This window comes from Jannaschia maritima (genome assembly GCF_030973515.1).
GTDB lineage: Bacteria > Pseudomonadota > Alphaproteobacteria > Rhodobacterales > Rhodobacteraceae > Jannaschia > Jannaschia maritima.
Map to the genome: position 1 here is coordinate 135311 of NZ_JARGZA010000004.1, position 15749 is coordinate 151059.

The following is a 15749-nucleotide window of genomic DNA, read 5'->3' on the forward strand; positions in this document are numbered from 1 at the left end:
GGTGGAGGAAAGCGTGTCCCTTGACACTAAGCTCAATCCTAGGGCGACGTGACCGTCCCGATCCTACGCAGTTCCGCGTAGGCTCGGCTCCATCTGGAACCCGCTTCCTTCCCGGAACGCTCCTTCGATGTCCAGATCATCCGAGGAGACGACCGATGAAGCCCTACGCCCTGACCGCCGCTGCCCTCATGCTCGGCAGCACCGCCATGGCCGAGATCACCACCGAGACCTTCACGTTCGAGAACGACGGCGCGACGTTGGCGGGCACGCTCTACTACCCCGACGGTTGGGATGGCGCGGCGACGGATGCGGTGATCGTGACCGGCGCGTGGACCTCCGTCGAGGAGCAGATGCCTTCGCTCTACGCCCGCGAGATGGCCGAGCGCGGCCTGATCGGCGTGACCTTCGACTTCCGCGGCTGGGGCAAGTCGGGCGATCTGCCCGACACCGGGGCGGGCGGTCGCTTCATCGAGGACCCGGCTGCCAAGACCGCCGACATCCGCGCCGCGATCGACCACGTCGCGGGGCTTGCCCAAGTCGGCGAGATCCACGGGCTCGGCATCTGCGCATCGGCTGGCTATATGGTGGACGCGACGCGCGGGGATGACCGGATCGCGTCCGTGGGCCTCGTGGCGCCGTGGCTGCAGGACCGCGCCCTCGTCGAAGCCGTCTACGGCGGCTCCGAAGGCGTCGAAGGCTTGATGCAGGTCGCCGCGACCGCCGAGGCCGAAGGCGGACAGCTCATCCCCGCCGCCGGACCCGAAGGGGCCGAAGGCGTGCTGATGCCGGTGGGGGGCTATTACTACGAGGCCGACCGCGGCGCCGTGCCGGCCTACGACAATCGGTGGAACAACGCCGGCTGGGACGACTGGCTGTCCTACCACCCTGTCGACGGCGCGGCCTCCTTCGACCGCCCGCTGGCCATCGTCCACTCGGACGCGGCGGCGATCCCCGACGGGGTGCGCGCCTTTGTGGCCGCCCTGCCCGGCGAGGCGACCGAGCGATGGCTGTCCGAGGTAACGCAGTTCGACTTCTACGACCGCCCGGACGCGGTCGAGGAAGCGGCGGACACAGTGGCGGCGCACTTTGCCGCGCACTGAGCGCTCCGACTGGCTCAGATCGCCGCATGGCGGTCTGGGCCACCTGCCGAAGGACCCGTCGATGACCGACTTCCGATCCGCCCGCCGTCCCGCGATCGCTCTGGCCGTGGCAATCGCCGTGGTCACCGGAATCACGGCGCAGCGCGCTGCCATGGCGGAGCCGCGCGATGGGCCGACGGAACGCGTCGGACCCGAGTTCCGCGAGGCCATGCATCGCTATGCGATCGTGGATCGCGGCGACGGGAAGGTCTACGATCTCTATGTCGATCCGCGCACGCTGGAGGTCTGGCGATCGCAGCGTCGTCTTCCAGATGGGGCCATCTTCGCCATCGAGTCCTTCGCCCCGCACGCGGACGGCCTACGCGAGGCTTCTGGTCATCTCGTCCGCGGAGCCTCAGAGAACGATGTCCACGTCGCGGTCAAGTCGACGGGTTGGGGCAGGGAGGACGTGCCAACCTCGACCGGCCTGCTGTTCGGCCAGCCGACGGAGGACGGCCGCTGGAGGATGGACGGGTTCGACCCACGCACAGGTGCTCGAACACCGGATCTGGACATCGCGGAATGCCACGCGTGCCACCTCGACCGACGGGCGGAGGACTTCATCCTGTCGCGCGGTCTGCTCGACCGCTTCGCGCGGACCGGCGCGCCTGCTCGGATCACATTCGACTGCTTGGGAAGAGAGATATGCTTCTGACCCCACTTCGCGCTGCCATCTGCGCCGGCTGTTTGATCCCCGGCGCCGCATCGGCTGACCGCGCCGCGCTGGAGGCCTATGTCGGTGCTTTCGAGGCGGGCGACATCGCCGCCTGCGAGGCCACCTTCGCCCCGGGCGCCCGCTTCATCGACCTCGGGCGGGATCTGAGCGACCGAATCCCTTGGTTCTGCGACGCGGTGATCGCGAGTGGCGGGGGCTACGTCGTCTCGGGCGTGGCGACGCAGAGCAGGACAACGACCGCTGCCTTCGTTTACGAAGCTGGAACCTACCGCGCGAGCGGCATGATCACCCTTCAGGGAGAGGATGGTCTGATCCGTTCGCTCGTCATCGAGTGAAGGGAGATGGCCACGCAAAGCCATGCCCGTTTAGATGTTCAGCGATCCTGTTCCCCGAACGCGCCGGCACCGAAGAGCATCCACGCCATCGACAGCACGAGAAGCAGCGCCATCGCGCCGTTGAACCACGCGATGCGATTGCCGGCCGCCAGCACGCGGGTCAGCGAGGCTCCTGCCACCACCCATGCCGACATGGCAGGCACGTTCACGACAAAGAACAGCGCGATCAGGACAGCGAGGCTCACGAGGTAGGCGTCCGGCACGATGTAGGTCACCGGCAGGATCAGGGCGACAGCCCACGCCTTCGGGTTCACGAGCTGGAACGTCGCCGCCTGCACAAAGCTGACCGGCGCGCCGACCGCTCGCCCTCCGCCGGACGGGATCGCGCGGCTGCGGGCAATCTTGGAGGCGAGGTGGAGGACGTAGGCCGCGCAGGCGACCTTTAGGGCGGTGACGATGCTCGGATGGGCTCGCAGCACCTGCCCGAAGCCCAGCCCGATCACGGCGACCATCGACAGGAAGCCGAGCGAGATCCCCAGCACGAGCGGCACGGAGCGCCGGAAGCCGAAGGTCGCACCCGAGGACAGCAAGAGGAAGTTGCCCGGCCCCGGCGAGATCGACATGACGAAGGCGAAGCCCATCAGGGCGATGGCGGTCTCGAGGGGCAACCCGGTCTCCGACGGTCGATGGAACGGTCTTCGTCTTCGTTCGACCGGCCCGTCCGCGCACGGCCCGACCGTCCGTCATTCCCGCCCACCCGTCCGGCACGCGGGACAGGGCGACCGCCGGGGGCATATGCTCCGGCCATGCGTCACGACCTCCTCGGCGACATCTTCGAGACCCTACGCCTGCGCGGCCGCCTTTCCTTCGTCGCCGAGCTGCGGGCGGAGGATGCCGTGGCCGTTCCGGCCGAGCGGCAGGTCGTGCGCGTCCACCTCGTCCGGCACGGGGCCTGCACCGTCGCCGTTCCCGGACACGATCCCGTCGCCCTCGCGCAGGGCGATCTCGCGCTGATCCCCCACGGGGCGGCGCAGGTCCTGCGCGGCGGAGACGCCATCGGCGAGCCCATGCCGCTGGTCGCTCTGTTGGACGCGGGCGCGCTGATCGACGGCGTGCTGCGGACCGGCGACGGCTTGGTCGGCGCGTCGCTCCTGTGCGGCTACTGCGAGGCGGACGGCGGGCATCCGATCCTCGAAGCGTTGCCCCCGGCGATGGTGCTGCAAGAGCGCGATCTCGGGGGCGATCCTTGGGCGGCAGCCGCCCTCCGGCTCCTGACCCTGGAGGCGGGCCGCATGGGGAACGGCGCGGGCGCGATCCTGACACGGACCATCGAGGTGCTGCTGATCCAGGCCGTCCGGCGCGCGGCGACCGGCCACGAGACCTCGACCGCCTTCCTTGTCGCCCTCGCGGACCGGCCCCTCGCGCGCGCGCTCGCCGCGATCCACCGCGATCCCGCCGCGCCGTGGACCCTGCCGCTCCTAGCCCGTGAGGCGGGCCTGTCCCGGACGGTCTTCGCCGCGCGCTTTGCCAAGCTCGTCGGTCAGCCCCCGGCGACCTACCTCGCATCCTGGCGCCTGACGCTCGCCGCAGCCCATCTCCGGCGCAGGGACATGGCCGTCGAGGAGATCGCCGAGCGGGTGGGCTACGCCTCCCCCGCCGCCTTCGCGCGGCGCTTCAAGGCCGCGCACGGCCTCGGCCCCGGCGCTTGGCGGAAGATCAATTCTCAGTAGAAACGGTGCGCGATCGATATGTCGGGTAAGAACATCTAGCTTTGCAGTATAGCCGGTGGAACGTTTCGAAAGCTCAGGGAGCCTCCGCGGCTTGCATCGCCCGGTGCCTGCTTCCGAAGGCGATGACGGCGAGCGCGAGGGTCGCGATCCCTGCGCCAACGAGGATCGCCGTTCGGAAGTCGGCGGCCTGGGCGATCAGCCCCGCGGCGGGCCCGGCGAGGACGCTCGTCGTCATCGTGGCGTTCCAGTAGACCGCCATCGCCTGGGCCGGGCGGTCCGGGGCGAGGGACTGCACCCAGCCGATGGCGAGGGTGGAGAAGAGGCCGTAATAGAGCCCTTCGAACGCGGCGCCGACGAGCATCTGCCCGTAGGTCTGGATCGAGGCGAGGAAGAGGATCGCCCCCACCGCCAGGACCGCCGTCGCTGTGAGCGACCGGCGTAGGCCGAAGCGGGCGATCAGAAACGGCGTGCAGGCGATGGCGACGATCTCGACGGCTGTCTTCACCGAGAAGGCGTTGCCAGGGGCGTAGCCCGGAAGGCCGACTTCGCGCACGAAGAAGAGCGGCAGCGCGGTGAAGGTGAGGAAGTGCGCGGCCGCGAGGCAGCCGACGAAGGCTCCCGCGATCCAGAGGGCCGTGTCGGGCGTGCGCTGTCCGGGTGACATCGACGTCTCGTTCCCTCCGGTGGCTGAGCCAGCGTGCCTCGCTGCCGCCTCGCGCGGCGTGACAGCCAACCAGAGGACAATCCACACGAGAACTACGGCCGCGACGACATCGAACACGACGGTCGGACCGAAACGATCCGCGATCACGAAGGAGGCGGCCGGCCCGATCATCCACGCCGTCGAGGTGGTCGCACGCATGAAAGCGTTGAACGTAGTGCCTTCGATGCCGCTTCGGGCTGCCACGAGCGTGCCGAGCGAGAACATCGTGGAGAGCGCGCTCGACCCTGCGCCGAAGCCTGCGATGCCCAAGGTCAGCATGACGGGTAGGATCGGCGCGAGAGCGAGCGACCCGGCCGCGACCAACGAGCCGACCGCCGCGACGCCGACCATTCGGAAGGCCGGCACCCCGGCGTCCATCGCTCGCGCGAAACGCTTGTTGAGCACCACCACGATCACTGCGACCGCGCCAGCATAGACGCTGATGACCCACGGATCGCGCTCCAGCCCCTCCACGAGAAAGAAGCCCATGAACGGCACGATCATCGAGATCGAGAGCGTGCCCACGAAGAGCAGTGCGAGAAAGGGGGCGTAGCGCGTCATGTCGGTTCCGTCTGGTTGCCCCGAGGATACTCGCCCCGCATGGTTCGCTGAACGGACGGCGACGAACGGATCAGTTCATGGGTGAATCGAAGGGCACAACGAGCAAGCCCTGCCCAAGTGAGGCCAACTCAGCGTCTTGGGACGATCTTGCGGCCTTCCTCGCCGTCGCGCGCGCCGGCGGCCTCGCGGGCGCTGCGCGGGGCCTGGGCGTCAGCGGTCCTACCCTTGGCCGGCGAATGCGCGCGCTGGAACAGGCGCTCGGGCGCGACCTCTTTCGCCGCCGCACCCACGGTTACGACCTGACCGAGGACGGGCAGCGTCTGCTCGACGACCTTGCCGGGATCGAGGCGGGCATCCTACGCGTCACCCGGCCTAGCCCGGGCGAGGCCCTGCCCCTCGTGAGGATCACGGCGGGAACCTACACGATGATGGCGCTCGCGCCCCTCGCCGGCGCCCTGACCGGCGATCCGCCCGACCTGCGCCTGCGGCTCCTCGCGGGCGAGGCCGTCCTGTCTATCGCCCGGCGCGAGGCCGACATCGGCTTTCGCGCACGCCGACCCATCGAGGCGGGCCTCGCAGGTCGCAAGCTGCGCGACGTGGCCTTCGCGCCCTACGCCGCCCCCGACGCGCCGGATCGGTGGATCGTCGTGGCCGCGGACACGCCGTCCGCTCGGTGGGTCGCCGAACGCGCAAGCCGAGACGCGGCGATCCAGACCGATACCCCGCGCGTCGCGCTCGACCTCGCGCTCGCCGGGCTCGGGCGGCTGATGCTGCCGGACTTCCTCGGGGACGCGCGAGCCGAGTTGGAGCGAGTCGGCAACGCCGTCCCCGAACTCACCCACGAGCAGTGGATTGTCACCCATGCCGACCGGCGGGCGCAGCCGGAGGTGCGGCGCACACTAGACCGGATCGAAGAGATGTTCGCCTAGCGTGCAATCCAAAGAGACAGCCCGCCGGAACGGTCGGGCCGTTCCGTTGGGGTCCGTTCGGAGATCCAAGACGCCGCCGGGTGCGGGTCCAGGGGCCAGTGGGACACGCGGGGCGGGGCCGGGGCCATGCGATGCGTTCGCGGGTCGAGGCCGGTGTCCCGACGATGCCCCCGCCTTGACCCCCACCGCGCCCGCACCATCATCGTCCCCATGCGACGCGCCATCCTGTCCCTCGCCGCCTGTCTGCTGACCCTGCCCGCCGCCGCGCAGGACGAGCCGTCCAGCCTGATGGAACGGGGCATGCGCCTGTTCATGGATGGCCTCATCCAGGAGATGGAGCCCGCGTTGCGGGACCTCGAAGACCTGTCCCGCGAGGCCCTGCCCCTCCTGAAGCAGTTGGAGGAGCAGATGCGCGCCACCCTGGGCGACCTCGACGACCTGTCCGCCTATGCCGCGCCCGAGATGCTGCCCAACGGCGACATCATCCTGCGCCGCAAGGAACCCCTTCCCCCGCCCGAACCGATGCCCAAGCCGAACCCCGACGGTTCCGTCGACCTCTAGGCCGATCGGCACACGGCCCGTCTCCACCGCCATGCACGCGGCCGGTTCCGAACCCGGGGGTCCGCTTCGTCCGCGCGCGCCCATCCGCGTCGCGCCCCCTCGGTCGCCGGGATGCGGGGGCAGCGGAACGGCGGACGACCTCCGATGCGATACGCGATCCTGTCCGACGCCCCGCAGACGCAGCGCAGACGCGACGCAGACACGCGTCGTACACCCCGCAGGACCGCCGCATCCCGGCCACCGGCGCACCCGCGACCGGCGCCCAACCCCCGCATTTCCTGACCGAACGCCCCGGCTTGCACGCCCCCCGCGCTCTCGGTCAGACTGATACCAAGAAACGGTCTCGAACCGGCCCGATCCGGAAAACTTATGCCGCAGCGCAGCGAAGCGCGATCCGAGTTGCCCGACCCGCGTCAGCGGCGCAGGAGCTGTCCCTCGCCCGGCAGGCGGGGGCGGTGGACATGGGCCGATTGCACCAGCCCGAACGCCACCATCAGCACCAAGAGCGCCGATCCGCCATAGCTGACCAGCGGCAGCGGCACCCCCACGACGGGGGCCAGGCCCATCACCATCGCCATGTTCACCGCGAAGAACAGGAAGAACGTCACCCCCACCCCCAGCGACACGATGGACGCGAACCGGTCCTTCGTCTTCAGCGCGGTCCACACGCAGAACGCCACGATCAGCACGTACAGCGCCAGCAGCGACAGGGACCCCGCGAAGCCGAAATCCTCTGCCAGGGTGGTGAATATGAAGTCCGTGTGCTTCTCGGGCAGGAAGTTCAGCCGCGCCTGCGTGCCCTGCATGAACCCCCGCCCCGTCAGCCCGCCCGAGCCCAGCGCGATCTTGGACTGCGTGATGTGGTATCCCGCGCCCAGGGGGTCGTTCTCCGGGTTCAGGAACGTGTCGATCCTGCGATACTGGTAGTCCTGGAGGATCTGCCAGTCCGTCCCCTTCGACTTCAGCACGGCGGTCACCAGGCCGACCCCCGCCGCCACGACGGTCGCGAAGTACGCCCAATGCACGCCCGCGATGAACATCACCGCACCGCCGCCCATCAGCAGCAGCAACGACGTGCCCAGGTCGGGCTGCTGCACGACCAGCGCGACTGGCAGCAGGATCAGAAGGACCGGCACCAGCACCCATTGCGGGCGGCTGACCTTCGACGGCGGCAGCCAGTCGTAATAGGCCGCCAGCATCATCACCAGTGTGACCTTCATCAGCTCCGACGGCTGCAGGCGCATGAAGCCCAGGTCGATCCACCGTTGCGCGCCGCCCCCGCTCGACCCTATCACCTCGACCAGGACCAGCAGAATCAGCCCCAGCGCGTAGAACAACGCGGACACGTTCCGCCAGAACCAGATCGGAATCATCGCCACCGCGAACATCGCGGCCAGCCCCAGGGCGAAGCGCTGCATCTGCGCCTCCGCCCAGGGCCGCATCGAGCCGCCCGCGACCGAATAAAGCACGAGCAGCCCCAGCGCGGCCACAGCGGCGACGGTGATCGTCAGCGCCCAGTTCATCGCCAGGACCTTGCGCAGGCCCGACGGCGTGCGCGCGACGTTGTATTCCAGATAGCTCATGCGCGCGTACGCCCCCCGCCCGCGGGCGCCACGGGGGCCAGGCGCAGCGCACCCAGGCGTTCCTCCGCCTCGCCGCGCTGACCGGACGGATAGGCCTCCAGGGGCGGCACGCCGCCGTGCAGGGCATAGAGCATGATGTCGCGCGCCACCGGGGCCGCGGCCTTCGATCCGCCGCCGCCATGCTCGACCACGACCGACACGGCGTACCGGGGATCGTCGTGCGGGGCATAGCCCACGAACAGCGCGTGGTCGCGCCGGTCCCAGGGCAGGTCCTCGTTGCGGAACACGCCGCGGGCCCGTTCGGCGGCGGTGATGTTGCGGACCTGGCTGGTGCCCGTCTTGCCGGACCATTTGACGCCGGAAAGGTCGAACTTCGACCGCCCCGCCGTGCCCCGCGGGCTGTTGACGACGTCGTACATCGCCCGGCGGACCAAGTCCAAATGCGAGCGTGGTATGTCCAGCGTGCCCTGCACGCCCGATGGCTGCGCCGCCCCGTCGATCGACCGCACGAGGCGCGGGCTGACGTTCAGGCCCGACGACAGGCGCGCCGTCATCACCGCCAGTTGCAGCGGCGAGGCCAGGACGAAGCCCTGCCCGATGGACGCGTTCAGGCTGTCGCCGACGACCCATTCCTCCGACCGCCGCTTGCGCTTCCAGGCACGGTCGGGGATCAGCCCCTCGGACACCGACGTCATCTCCAGGTCGTGACGGATGCCCAGGCCCAGCTTGCGGGCCATCGCGGCCATCCGCTCGATGCCCGTCCGCTGCGCCAGCTCGTAGTAGTAGACGTCGCAGCTTTCGCGGAGGGACTCGTTCAGGGCCACGTGCCCATGGCCGCCCCGCTTCCAGCAGTGGAATCGGCGGCCGGAGACGCGGGTGGACCCACCGCACCACACGGTCTCGTTCGGCGTGATCTCGCCCGCCGCCAGGGCGGCCAGCAGCGTGACCATCTTGAAGGTGGAGCCCGGCGGATACAGGCCCTGGACGATCTTGTTGTGCAACGGCCGGTGGTCGTTCTCGCGCAGCACGTCGTAGTCCGGCTGGCTGATGCCCTGCACGAACAGGTTCGGATCGAAGCTGGGCGCCGACACGGCCGCCATGACGTCGCCGTTGCGGCAATCGATCACCACCGCGGAGGCGGACTCGGACCCCAGCCGCGCCTGGGTGAAGTTCTGCAGGCCCGCGTCGATCGACATCACCACGTCGCGCCCGCTGATGCCCGGTTCGCGGTCCAGCTCGCGCATGATGCGGCCCGCGGCGTTGACCTCGATCCGCTTGCTGCCGGCACGGCCGCGCAGGCTGGCCTCCATCGCCTGCTCGGTGCCGGTCTTGCCGATCTGGAACTGCGGGACCCGCAGCAGCGGGTCGTCGGTCGTGTCACGCTCCAGATCCCGGTCCGACACCCGCCCGACATAGCCCACCACGTGGGCGAAGTCGTCGTGGCGCGGATAGACCCGGCTTAGGCCCACCTCCGGGGTGATCCCGGGAAGCGCGGGCGCGTTCAACGCGACGGCCGACAGCTCCTCCCAGGTCAGGCGCTCGGCCAGGGTCACGGCCACGAAGGACGGGCTGCGCGCCATCTCGCGCCGCGCCTTGGCGAGACGATCCTCGTCCAGGCGGATCAGGCCGCGGAGCTGCGCGATCACCGCCTCCACGTCGCCCGCATCGTCCGGGATGACCGACACGCGGTAGATCTGCTCGTTGCCCGCGATCTCGACGCCGTTGCGATCCACGATCAGGCCGCGGGCGGGCGCGATCAGGCGGACGTTGATGCGGTTCTCCTCCGCCAGGAGGCGGAACTCCTGCCCCCCGTCCAGCTGCAGCTTGGCCAGCCGCGCGGTCAACAGGCCCGCCACGCCCAGCTGCAACCCGCCCAGCACGGCGGCCCGGCGGCTGATGCCGCGCGCGGATAGCAGGGCCTCCTGCGGGTTGCGCTTCATGCCCGGGCCCCCATCGTGTCCAACTCGCCCGGCGCCAGACGGCGGACGCCCAGAAGCCGCGAGACGATGGCCACCGGCCAATAGAACAGCATCGTGGCGACGGCGTGGATCGCCTGCCCACCCAGGGGCGGCGGTGCAGGGACCAGGAGGAGCGACAGGGCCAGTTGGTTCGCGGCGAAGGCCACGGCGATGCAACCGACGGCCAGCGCCGTTTCCGTGCTCCATGGCAGCGCCTCGCCGTGATCGACCCTGCGGCGCAGCCATTCCGTCACGAGGACGACGGTCAGCGTCCACAGCCCCAGGGGGCGCATCAATAACGCGTCGTCCAGCAACAGCAGCGGCAGGAGCAGCCACAAAGGCACGTAGTCGGGACGCCGCAACACCCAGGCGATCACCAGGCACAGCATCAGGTCCGGACCGGGGATCCCCCCCTCGCCCGGCCCGAAGGGCAACAAGGCGAAGAACAGGATCGCGGTCGCGAGCGCGCCGAACAGCGCGCGGAACGCCCAGACGGTGCGTGGGGCCATCACAAGGCGCCCCCTTCGGCCAGGGCTGCGGTGCCGGGCGGCGGGGGCGGCCCCTGGATGGGTGCGGCGGGCGGCTCGATCAGGGCGCCGGTGCCGGCGATCGGTGACGCCGCGCGCGTGCGCAGGACCCGCAGGTATTCCAGCCGCTGCGTGTCGGCGGCCAGCCGGACGCGCAGGCGGCGGCTCCGGTCCAGGAACACCTCGCCCACAAGCAGGTCGGCGGGAAACACGCGCGCATCGCCCGACGTCACCACGCGGTCGCCGGGCTTCACGTCCTCCGGCACCTCGATGAAGTCGAGCGTCGGCGCCGCCGTCGTGTCGCCCGACAGGATCGCGCGCAGACCGGACGGCTTGACGGTCACGGGGATCCGGCTGTTGCCGTCCGTCAGCAGGAGCACGCGGGCCGTGCGGTCGCCCACGCCCGCGATGCGGCCCACGAGGCCGAGCCCGTCCATCGCGGCCCATCCGTCGCGGATGCCGTCCTGCGCGCCCACGTTCAGCAGGACGGACCGCCGGAAGGGCGACCCGCTGTCGGTCAGCACGACCCCGGTCACGAAGGTCAGGTCGGGCGACAGGCGGACGTTGTTCAGATCCAGCAGGCGGGCATTCTCCTGCTCCAACTGAATGGCGGCCTCCTGCCAGGCCTTCATGCGCTGCAGTTCGCGCCGCAGCTCGCGGTTCTGTTCGTACACGCGGGCATAGCCTTGGAAGTCGGCGATCAGGTGGCCCGTCCAGGTCAACGGCGCCAGGGCCCATTCGACGTTGGGCACCACGCGGTCCACCAGGGCCGCGCGGATACGTTCGGCCCGCGCGTTGTCGATGCGCCACAACAGCACGAGCCCCACCAGCGCCACGCAGAGCAGCGCGACGATCAGCCGGCGGACCGGCTTGCCGTAGATCTCGTGACTGGACCGCGTGCGGGCCATGTCGCCCCTCCGCCGGGTTCGGGCCGCCGTCAGCTCTCGTAGTCGATGACGTGGCTCAACTGCCGTTCGTATTCCAATGCCTTGCCGGTGCCCAGGGCCACGCAGTTCAGGCTCTCGTCCGCGACGCTGATGGACAGGCCGGTCTGCTCGCGCAGTGCCAGGTCCAACTCGCCCAGGAGCGCGCCGCCACCGGTCAGCATGACGCCCCGGTCCACGATGTCCGCCGCCAGGTCGGGCGGGGTGGATTCCAACGCGGTCATCACGGCCTCGCAAATGGCCTGCACGGGTTCGGCCAGGGCTTCGGCGACCTGGGCCTGGCTGACCTCGGTCTCCTTGGGGACCCCATTCAAGAGGTCGCGACCCCGGATGGTCAGCACCTCGCCGCGCCCGTCCTCGGGCATGCGGGCGATGCCGATCTCCTTCTTGATGCGCTCCGCCGTGGCCTCGCCGACCAGCAGGTTCTGGTGGCGACGCAGATAGGAGATCAGCGCCTCGTCCATGCGGTCGCCGCCGACGCGGACCGACCGGGCATAGACGATGTCGGCCAGCGACAGGACCGCGACCTCCGTGGTGCCGCCGCCGATGTCCACGACCATGCTGCCGGTGGGATCGGTGATGGGCATGCCCGCCCCGATGGCCGCGGCGATGGGTTCCGCGATCAGCCCGGCCTTGCGGGCGCCCGCGCCCAGGACCGATTGCCGGATCGCGCGCTTCTCGACCGGGGTGGCGCCATGGGGGACGCAGACGATGATCTTGGGCTTCGTGAAGGTGGACCGACGATGGACCTTGCGGATGAAGTGCTTGATCATCTCCTCCGCGGTGTCGAAGTCGGCGATGACCCCTTCGCGCATGGGGCGGATCGCCTCGATGCTGCCGGGCGTGCGGCCCAGCATCAGCTTGGCGTCCTCGCCCACCGCGAGGACCTCCTTGCGGCCGTTCTTCATGTGATAGGCGACCACCGAGGGTTCGTTCAGGACGATGCCCTTGCCCTTGACGTAGACCAGCGTGTTCGCCGTGCCCAGGTCGATGGCCATGTCCGAACTGAACAGGCTGCTGAAGATGCCCATGCTACCCCTCGTCCCACTCCGGGTCGGTCCGACCTCGGTGGATCGGATCTCGTTGCCCCCGTCCTAATCGCAGCCGCCGTCATGCGAAAGGCGGGGCGTCGCATTTCGGCCACATTTTGTGGATGTGACGCGCGACCGCATCCGCAGGCCGCGCGGCGGGTTCTCAGTCGTCCAGACAGGACGCGTCGGGGACCGCATCGTCCACCCAGTCGCACAGGACGGTGACGGGCAGCGGATCGTCGCCGTCGACCAACGGAACGCCCAACAGCGCCCCGCCGGCATAGGTGCCGCCGTTCATCGCGCGATCGTCCATCAGCACCAGCAGGTCGCCCCCGGCCAGGCCCAGCGGCGTCAGGCCCATGGCCCATCCGTCCCCCATCAAGGCCACGCCCGCGCAGAGCGGCAGGACGACGGGCAGGAACATCTCCGACGGCACGGCACGCTGACCGGCCTCCAACCGGGGACCGCGGGAGTTGGGGAAGCTGGACAGGTCCATGCGGTCCACCAGCGTCCCGACGGCGCCGCAGGGATCCAGGATCGGCTGGACGTCGAGGCGGAACGCGGCTTCGGCGGCCAGGCATTGCAGCGGCGTTCCCGGACAATCCGTGGTTTGCGCCCAGGCCGGTACGGCCGTCCATGCCAGGACGAGGAACGCGGGGGCGGCGCGGATCACGGCGTCTTCGCCTTCGCGGTCCTCTTGGGCACCAGCGGCGTCAGGTAGTCGGCCTCCTTGCCGCGGCGGGTGCGGTACCCGTCGCCGAAGTTCCGCAACTCCGTTTCGACGGTCGCCCAATCCTGCGCGACGGCGGCCCGGAAGAACTTGGGCGCGGCCTTCTTCAGGTCGGCGCCGTACTGGAAGGCCACGGACGCGATCACGGTCTGCGCCTCCCGCGCGAGGGCGCGGAAGCGCACCAGCTTGGGATCGGCCTTCGCGGCCACCGCGGCGTCGTAGCTCGCGGCGATCTGGTTGGCGGCCCGCGTTTTGACCGTCGTGTAGATCAACGTCGACTGCGCTTGCGTGATCGTCAGCGGCGTCTTTGCCAGGGCGGCCACGGCCTGCGTCCGCTTCAAGCCCGCATAGGGCTTGAGCAGCGCCGCCAGCGCGGGATCGGTCTTGCCGAAGAAGTCGTCGATCTGGATGGCCGAATGCTGGCCCACGTCGAAGCCGGTCGAGACTGTGACCCCCGACTGGCCCAGGACGGCGCCCGCCGCGTCCAGCGGGACATAGCCCGTCAGCCTGTCGGCCCCCTCGAGCCCCGCGATGAACTTCCAGTCGATGTTGAACGTCATTGCAATGCTCCGAAGGACCGCGGTCACGGGCGGCGCTACGGGGAACGCGCCCCCGCCGCAACGCCGAGCGCGACGGAAGGGCGGGACACCGCCGACGGGCGCCGTCTCAGCCCGCGTCCTTATAGCTGACCTCCGGCAGATCCCCCGACACCTTGCCGCGCCGCATCATCAACCTGTTCAGCGCGTTGACATAGGCCTTCACGCTGGCGACGACGGTGTCGGTGTCGGCGGACTGGCCGGTGACGATGCGGCCCGCCTCCTCCATGCGCACGGTCACCGTGGCCTGCGCGTCGGTCCCCTCGGTCACGGCGGACACCTGATACAGTTGCAAGCGCGCGCCGTGGTCCACCAGCGCCTTCACCGCGTTGAACGCGGCGTCCACGGGGCCATCGCCGGTGGCGTCGGCCGATGCGTCCTGCCCGTCGATGGACAGGGTCAGCGACGCCTGCTGCGGGCCTTCGGTGCCGCACACGACCCGCAGCGAGCCGACCTTGATCCGATCCTCGGCGGTCCGCTCCTCGACCTGCATCAGGGCGATGAGGTCGTCGTCGTAGACCTCCTTCTTGCGATCGGCCAGCGCCTTGAACCGCACGAACACGTCGGCCAGTTGGTTGTCCGCCACCTCGAAGCCCAGATCCGACAGCTTGGACCGCAGGGCCGCGCGCCCCGAATGCTTGCCCATGGTCAGGGTGGTCGCAGACAGGCCCACGTCCTCGGGGCGCATGATCTCGAAGTTCTCGGGGTTCTTCAGCATCCCGTCCTGATGGATGCCGCTCTCGTGGGCGAAGGCGTTCTTGCCGACGATCGCCTTGTTGAACTGCACGGGAAAGCCCGACACGGCGGCGACGCGCCGGCTGATGGCCATGATCTTGCGGGTGTCCACGCCGGTGGCGAACGGCAGGATGTCCCCGCGGACCTTCAGGGCCATCACGACCTCCTCCAACGCGGTGTTGCCCGCCCGTTCGCCCAGGCCGTTGATGGTGCATTCGATCTGCCGCGCCCCGCCCTCGACGGCGGCCAGCGCGTTGGCAGTCGCCATGCCCAGGTCGTTATGACAGTGCGTCGCGAAGACGACGTCGCCCGCGCCCGGCACCTCCGCGATCAGGCGGCGGATCAGGTCGGCGGATTCGACGGGCGCGGTGTAGCCGACCGTATCGGGGATGTTGATCGTGGTGGCGCCCGCCCGGATCGCGATCTCGACCACGCGCGCCAGGTAATCCCATTCCGTCCGCGTGGCGTCCATCGGCGACCATTGCACGTCCTCGCACAGGTCGCGCGCGTGGGTGACCGTGTCGTGGATGCGGTCGGCCATCTCGTCCGTCGTCAGGTTGGGGATGGCCCGGTGCAGGGGCGAGGTGCCGATGAAGGTGTGGATGCGCGGATGCCGCGCATGGCGCACGGCCTCCCAGCACCGGTCGATGTCACGGACGTTGGCGCGGGCCAGGCCGCAGATCGTGGCCCGTTCGGTCTGTTCCGCGATGGCCTTTACGGCCGCGAAGTCCCCTTCGGACGCGATGGGGAAGCCGGCCTCGATGACGTCGACCCCCATCTCGTCGAGCATGGAGGCGATCTCCAGCTTCTCGTCGTGGGTCATCGTCGCGCCAGGGGATTGCTCGCCGTCACGCAGGGTGGTGTCGAAGATCTTGATGCGGGCTTTGTCGGGCTGGGTCATGGGCGGGATCCTGTGTACCTGGGTGTCTTCTTGGCCGGCGCTGAAACCCTCCCGAGCGGTCGCGCCGATGGGCACGCTCAGGAGCGGCTAAGAAGAAGGTCCAGGAACAG

Annotated in this window: 16 protein-coding genes; 6 read left to right on the forward strand and 10 right to left on the reverse strand. The window is 69.8% G+C overall.

Going from position 1 to position 15749, the window contains the following annotated elements:
• Nucleotides 1-155: 155 nt before the first annotated feature.
• From P0084_RS04975 to P0084_RS04985, 3 genes are all read left to right on the forward strand, one after another.
• Complete coding sequence (locus P0084_RS04975; RefSeq protein ID WP_308915706.1) at nt 156-1100, forward strand: alpha/beta hydrolase; 945 nt, start codon at nt 156-158, stop codon at nt 1098-1100.
• A 61-nt stretch (nt 1101-1161) separates the two neighbouring features.
• Nucleotides 1162-1794 carry a cytochrome P460 family protein gene (locus P0084_RS04980; RefSeq protein WP_308915707.1) on the forward strand — a complete coding sequence of 211 codons (633 nt, stop codon included), beginning with the start codon at nt 1162-1164 and terminating at the stop codon, nt 1792-1794.
• Nucleotides 1785-2150, forward strand: a complete 366-nt coding sequence (locus P0084_RS04985) for a hypothetical protein (protein ID WP_308915708.1) — start codon at nt 1785-1787, stop codon at nt 2148-2150. Before P0084_RS04980 ends, P0084_RS04985 begins: the two co-directional genes overlap by 10 nt.
• A 38-nt stretch (nt 2151-2188) precedes the next feature.
• Here the strand turns inward: P0084_RS04985 and P0084_RS04990 are convergent, their stop codons facing one another.
• A complete protein-coding gene (locus tag P0084_RS04990; RefSeq protein ID WP_308915709.1) occupies nt 2189-2818 on the reverse strand; it encodes a LysE family translocator in 630 nt (209 codons plus the stop codon).
• Between the two features lie 138 nt (nt 2819-2956).
• Here P0084_RS04990 and P0084_RS04995 point away from each other — a divergent pair, with 138 nt between their 5' ends.
• Entirely contained in the window at nt 2957-3880 is a 924-nt protein-coding gene (locus P0084_RS04995; protein WP_308915710.1) for an AraC family transcriptional regulator, read from the forward strand.
• A 73-nt stretch (nt 3881-3953) separates the two neighbouring features.
• On the opposite strand, the gene P0084_RS05000 is transcribed toward P0084_RS04995, so the two are convergent.
• Nucleotides 3954-5144, reverse strand: a complete 1191-nt coding sequence (locus P0084_RS05000) for an MFS transporter (RefSeq protein WP_308915711.1) — start codon at nt 5142-5144, stop codon at nt 3954-3956.
• A 77-nt stretch (nt 5145-5221) separates the two neighbouring features.
• Here P0084_RS05000 and P0084_RS05005 point away from each other — a divergent pair, with 77 nt between their 5' ends.
• Together P0084_RS05005 and P0084_RS05010 are read left to right on the forward strand one after the other, a co-directional pair.
• Nucleotides 5222-6073 carry a LysR family transcriptional regulator gene (locus P0084_RS05005; protein WP_308915712.1) on the forward strand — a complete coding sequence of 284 codons (852 nt, stop codon included), beginning with the start codon at nt 5222-5224 and terminating at the stop codon, nt 6071-6073.
• Nucleotides 6074-6283: 210 nt separating this feature from the next.
• On the forward strand, nt 6284-6634 hold the full coding sequence (locus tag P0084_RS05010; protein WP_308915713.1) for a hypothetical protein: 351 nt from the start codon (nt 6284-6286) through the stop codon (nt 6632-6634).
• Nucleotides 6635-7047: 413 nt separating this feature from the next.
• On the opposite strand, the gene rodA is transcribed toward P0084_RS05010, so the two are convergent.
• The 8 genes from rodA to P0084_RS05050 all read right to left on the reverse strand — a co-directional run bounded on the left by rodA (nt 7048) and on the right by P0084_RS05050 (nt 15639).
• On the reverse strand, nt 7048-8217 hold the full coding sequence (gene rodA / locus P0084_RS05015; RefSeq protein WP_308915714.1) for a rod shape-determining protein RodA: 1170 nt from the start codon (nt 8215-8217) through the stop codon (nt 7048-7050).
• Entirely contained in the window at nt 8214-10157 is a 1944-nt protein-coding gene (gene mrdA / locus P0084_RS05020; protein WP_308915715.1) for a penicillin-binding protein 2, read from the reverse strand. Before mrdA ends, rodA begins: the two co-directional genes overlap by 4 nt.
• Nucleotides 10154-10684: a rod shape-determining protein MreD gene (locus tag P0084_RS05025; RefSeq protein WP_308915716.1), complete on the reverse strand. Its 531-nt coding sequence runs from the start codon at nt 10682-10684 to the stop codon at nt 10154-10156. The genes mrdA and P0084_RS05025 overlap by 4 nt, the downstream gene beginning before the upstream one ends.
• On the reverse strand, nt 10684-11610 hold the full coding sequence (gene mreC / locus P0084_RS05030; RefSeq protein WP_308915717.1) for a rod shape-determining protein MreC: 927 nt from the start codon (nt 11608-11610) through the stop codon (nt 10684-10686). Before mreC ends, P0084_RS05025 begins: the two co-directional genes overlap by 1 nt.
• Before the next feature lie 29 nt (nt 11611-11639).
• On the reverse strand, nt 11640-12677 hold the full coding sequence (locus tag P0084_RS05035; RefSeq protein WP_308915718.1) for a rod shape-determining protein: 1038 nt from the start codon (nt 12675-12677) through the stop codon (nt 11640-11642).
• A gap of 163 nt (nt 12678-12840) precedes the next feature.
• Nucleotides 12841-13350, reverse strand: a complete 510-nt coding sequence (locus P0084_RS05040) for a hypothetical protein (RefSeq protein WP_308915719.1) — start codon at nt 13348-13350, stop codon at nt 12841-12843.
• A complete protein-coding gene (locus tag P0084_RS05045) occupies nt 13347-13967 on the reverse strand; it encodes a pesticin C-terminus-like muramidase (protein ID WP_308915720.1) in 621 nt (206 codons plus the stop codon). Before P0084_RS05045 ends, P0084_RS05040 begins: the two co-directional genes overlap by 4 nt.
• 106 nt (nt 13968-14073) lie before the next feature.
• Nucleotides 14074-15639 (reverse strand): 2-isopropylmalate synthase, encoded by a 1566-nt coding sequence (locus tag P0084_RS05050; RefSeq protein WP_308915721.1) that lies wholly within the window; start codon nt 15637-15639, stop codon nt 14074-14076.
• Between the last annotated feature and the right edge of the window lie 110 nt (nt 15640-15749).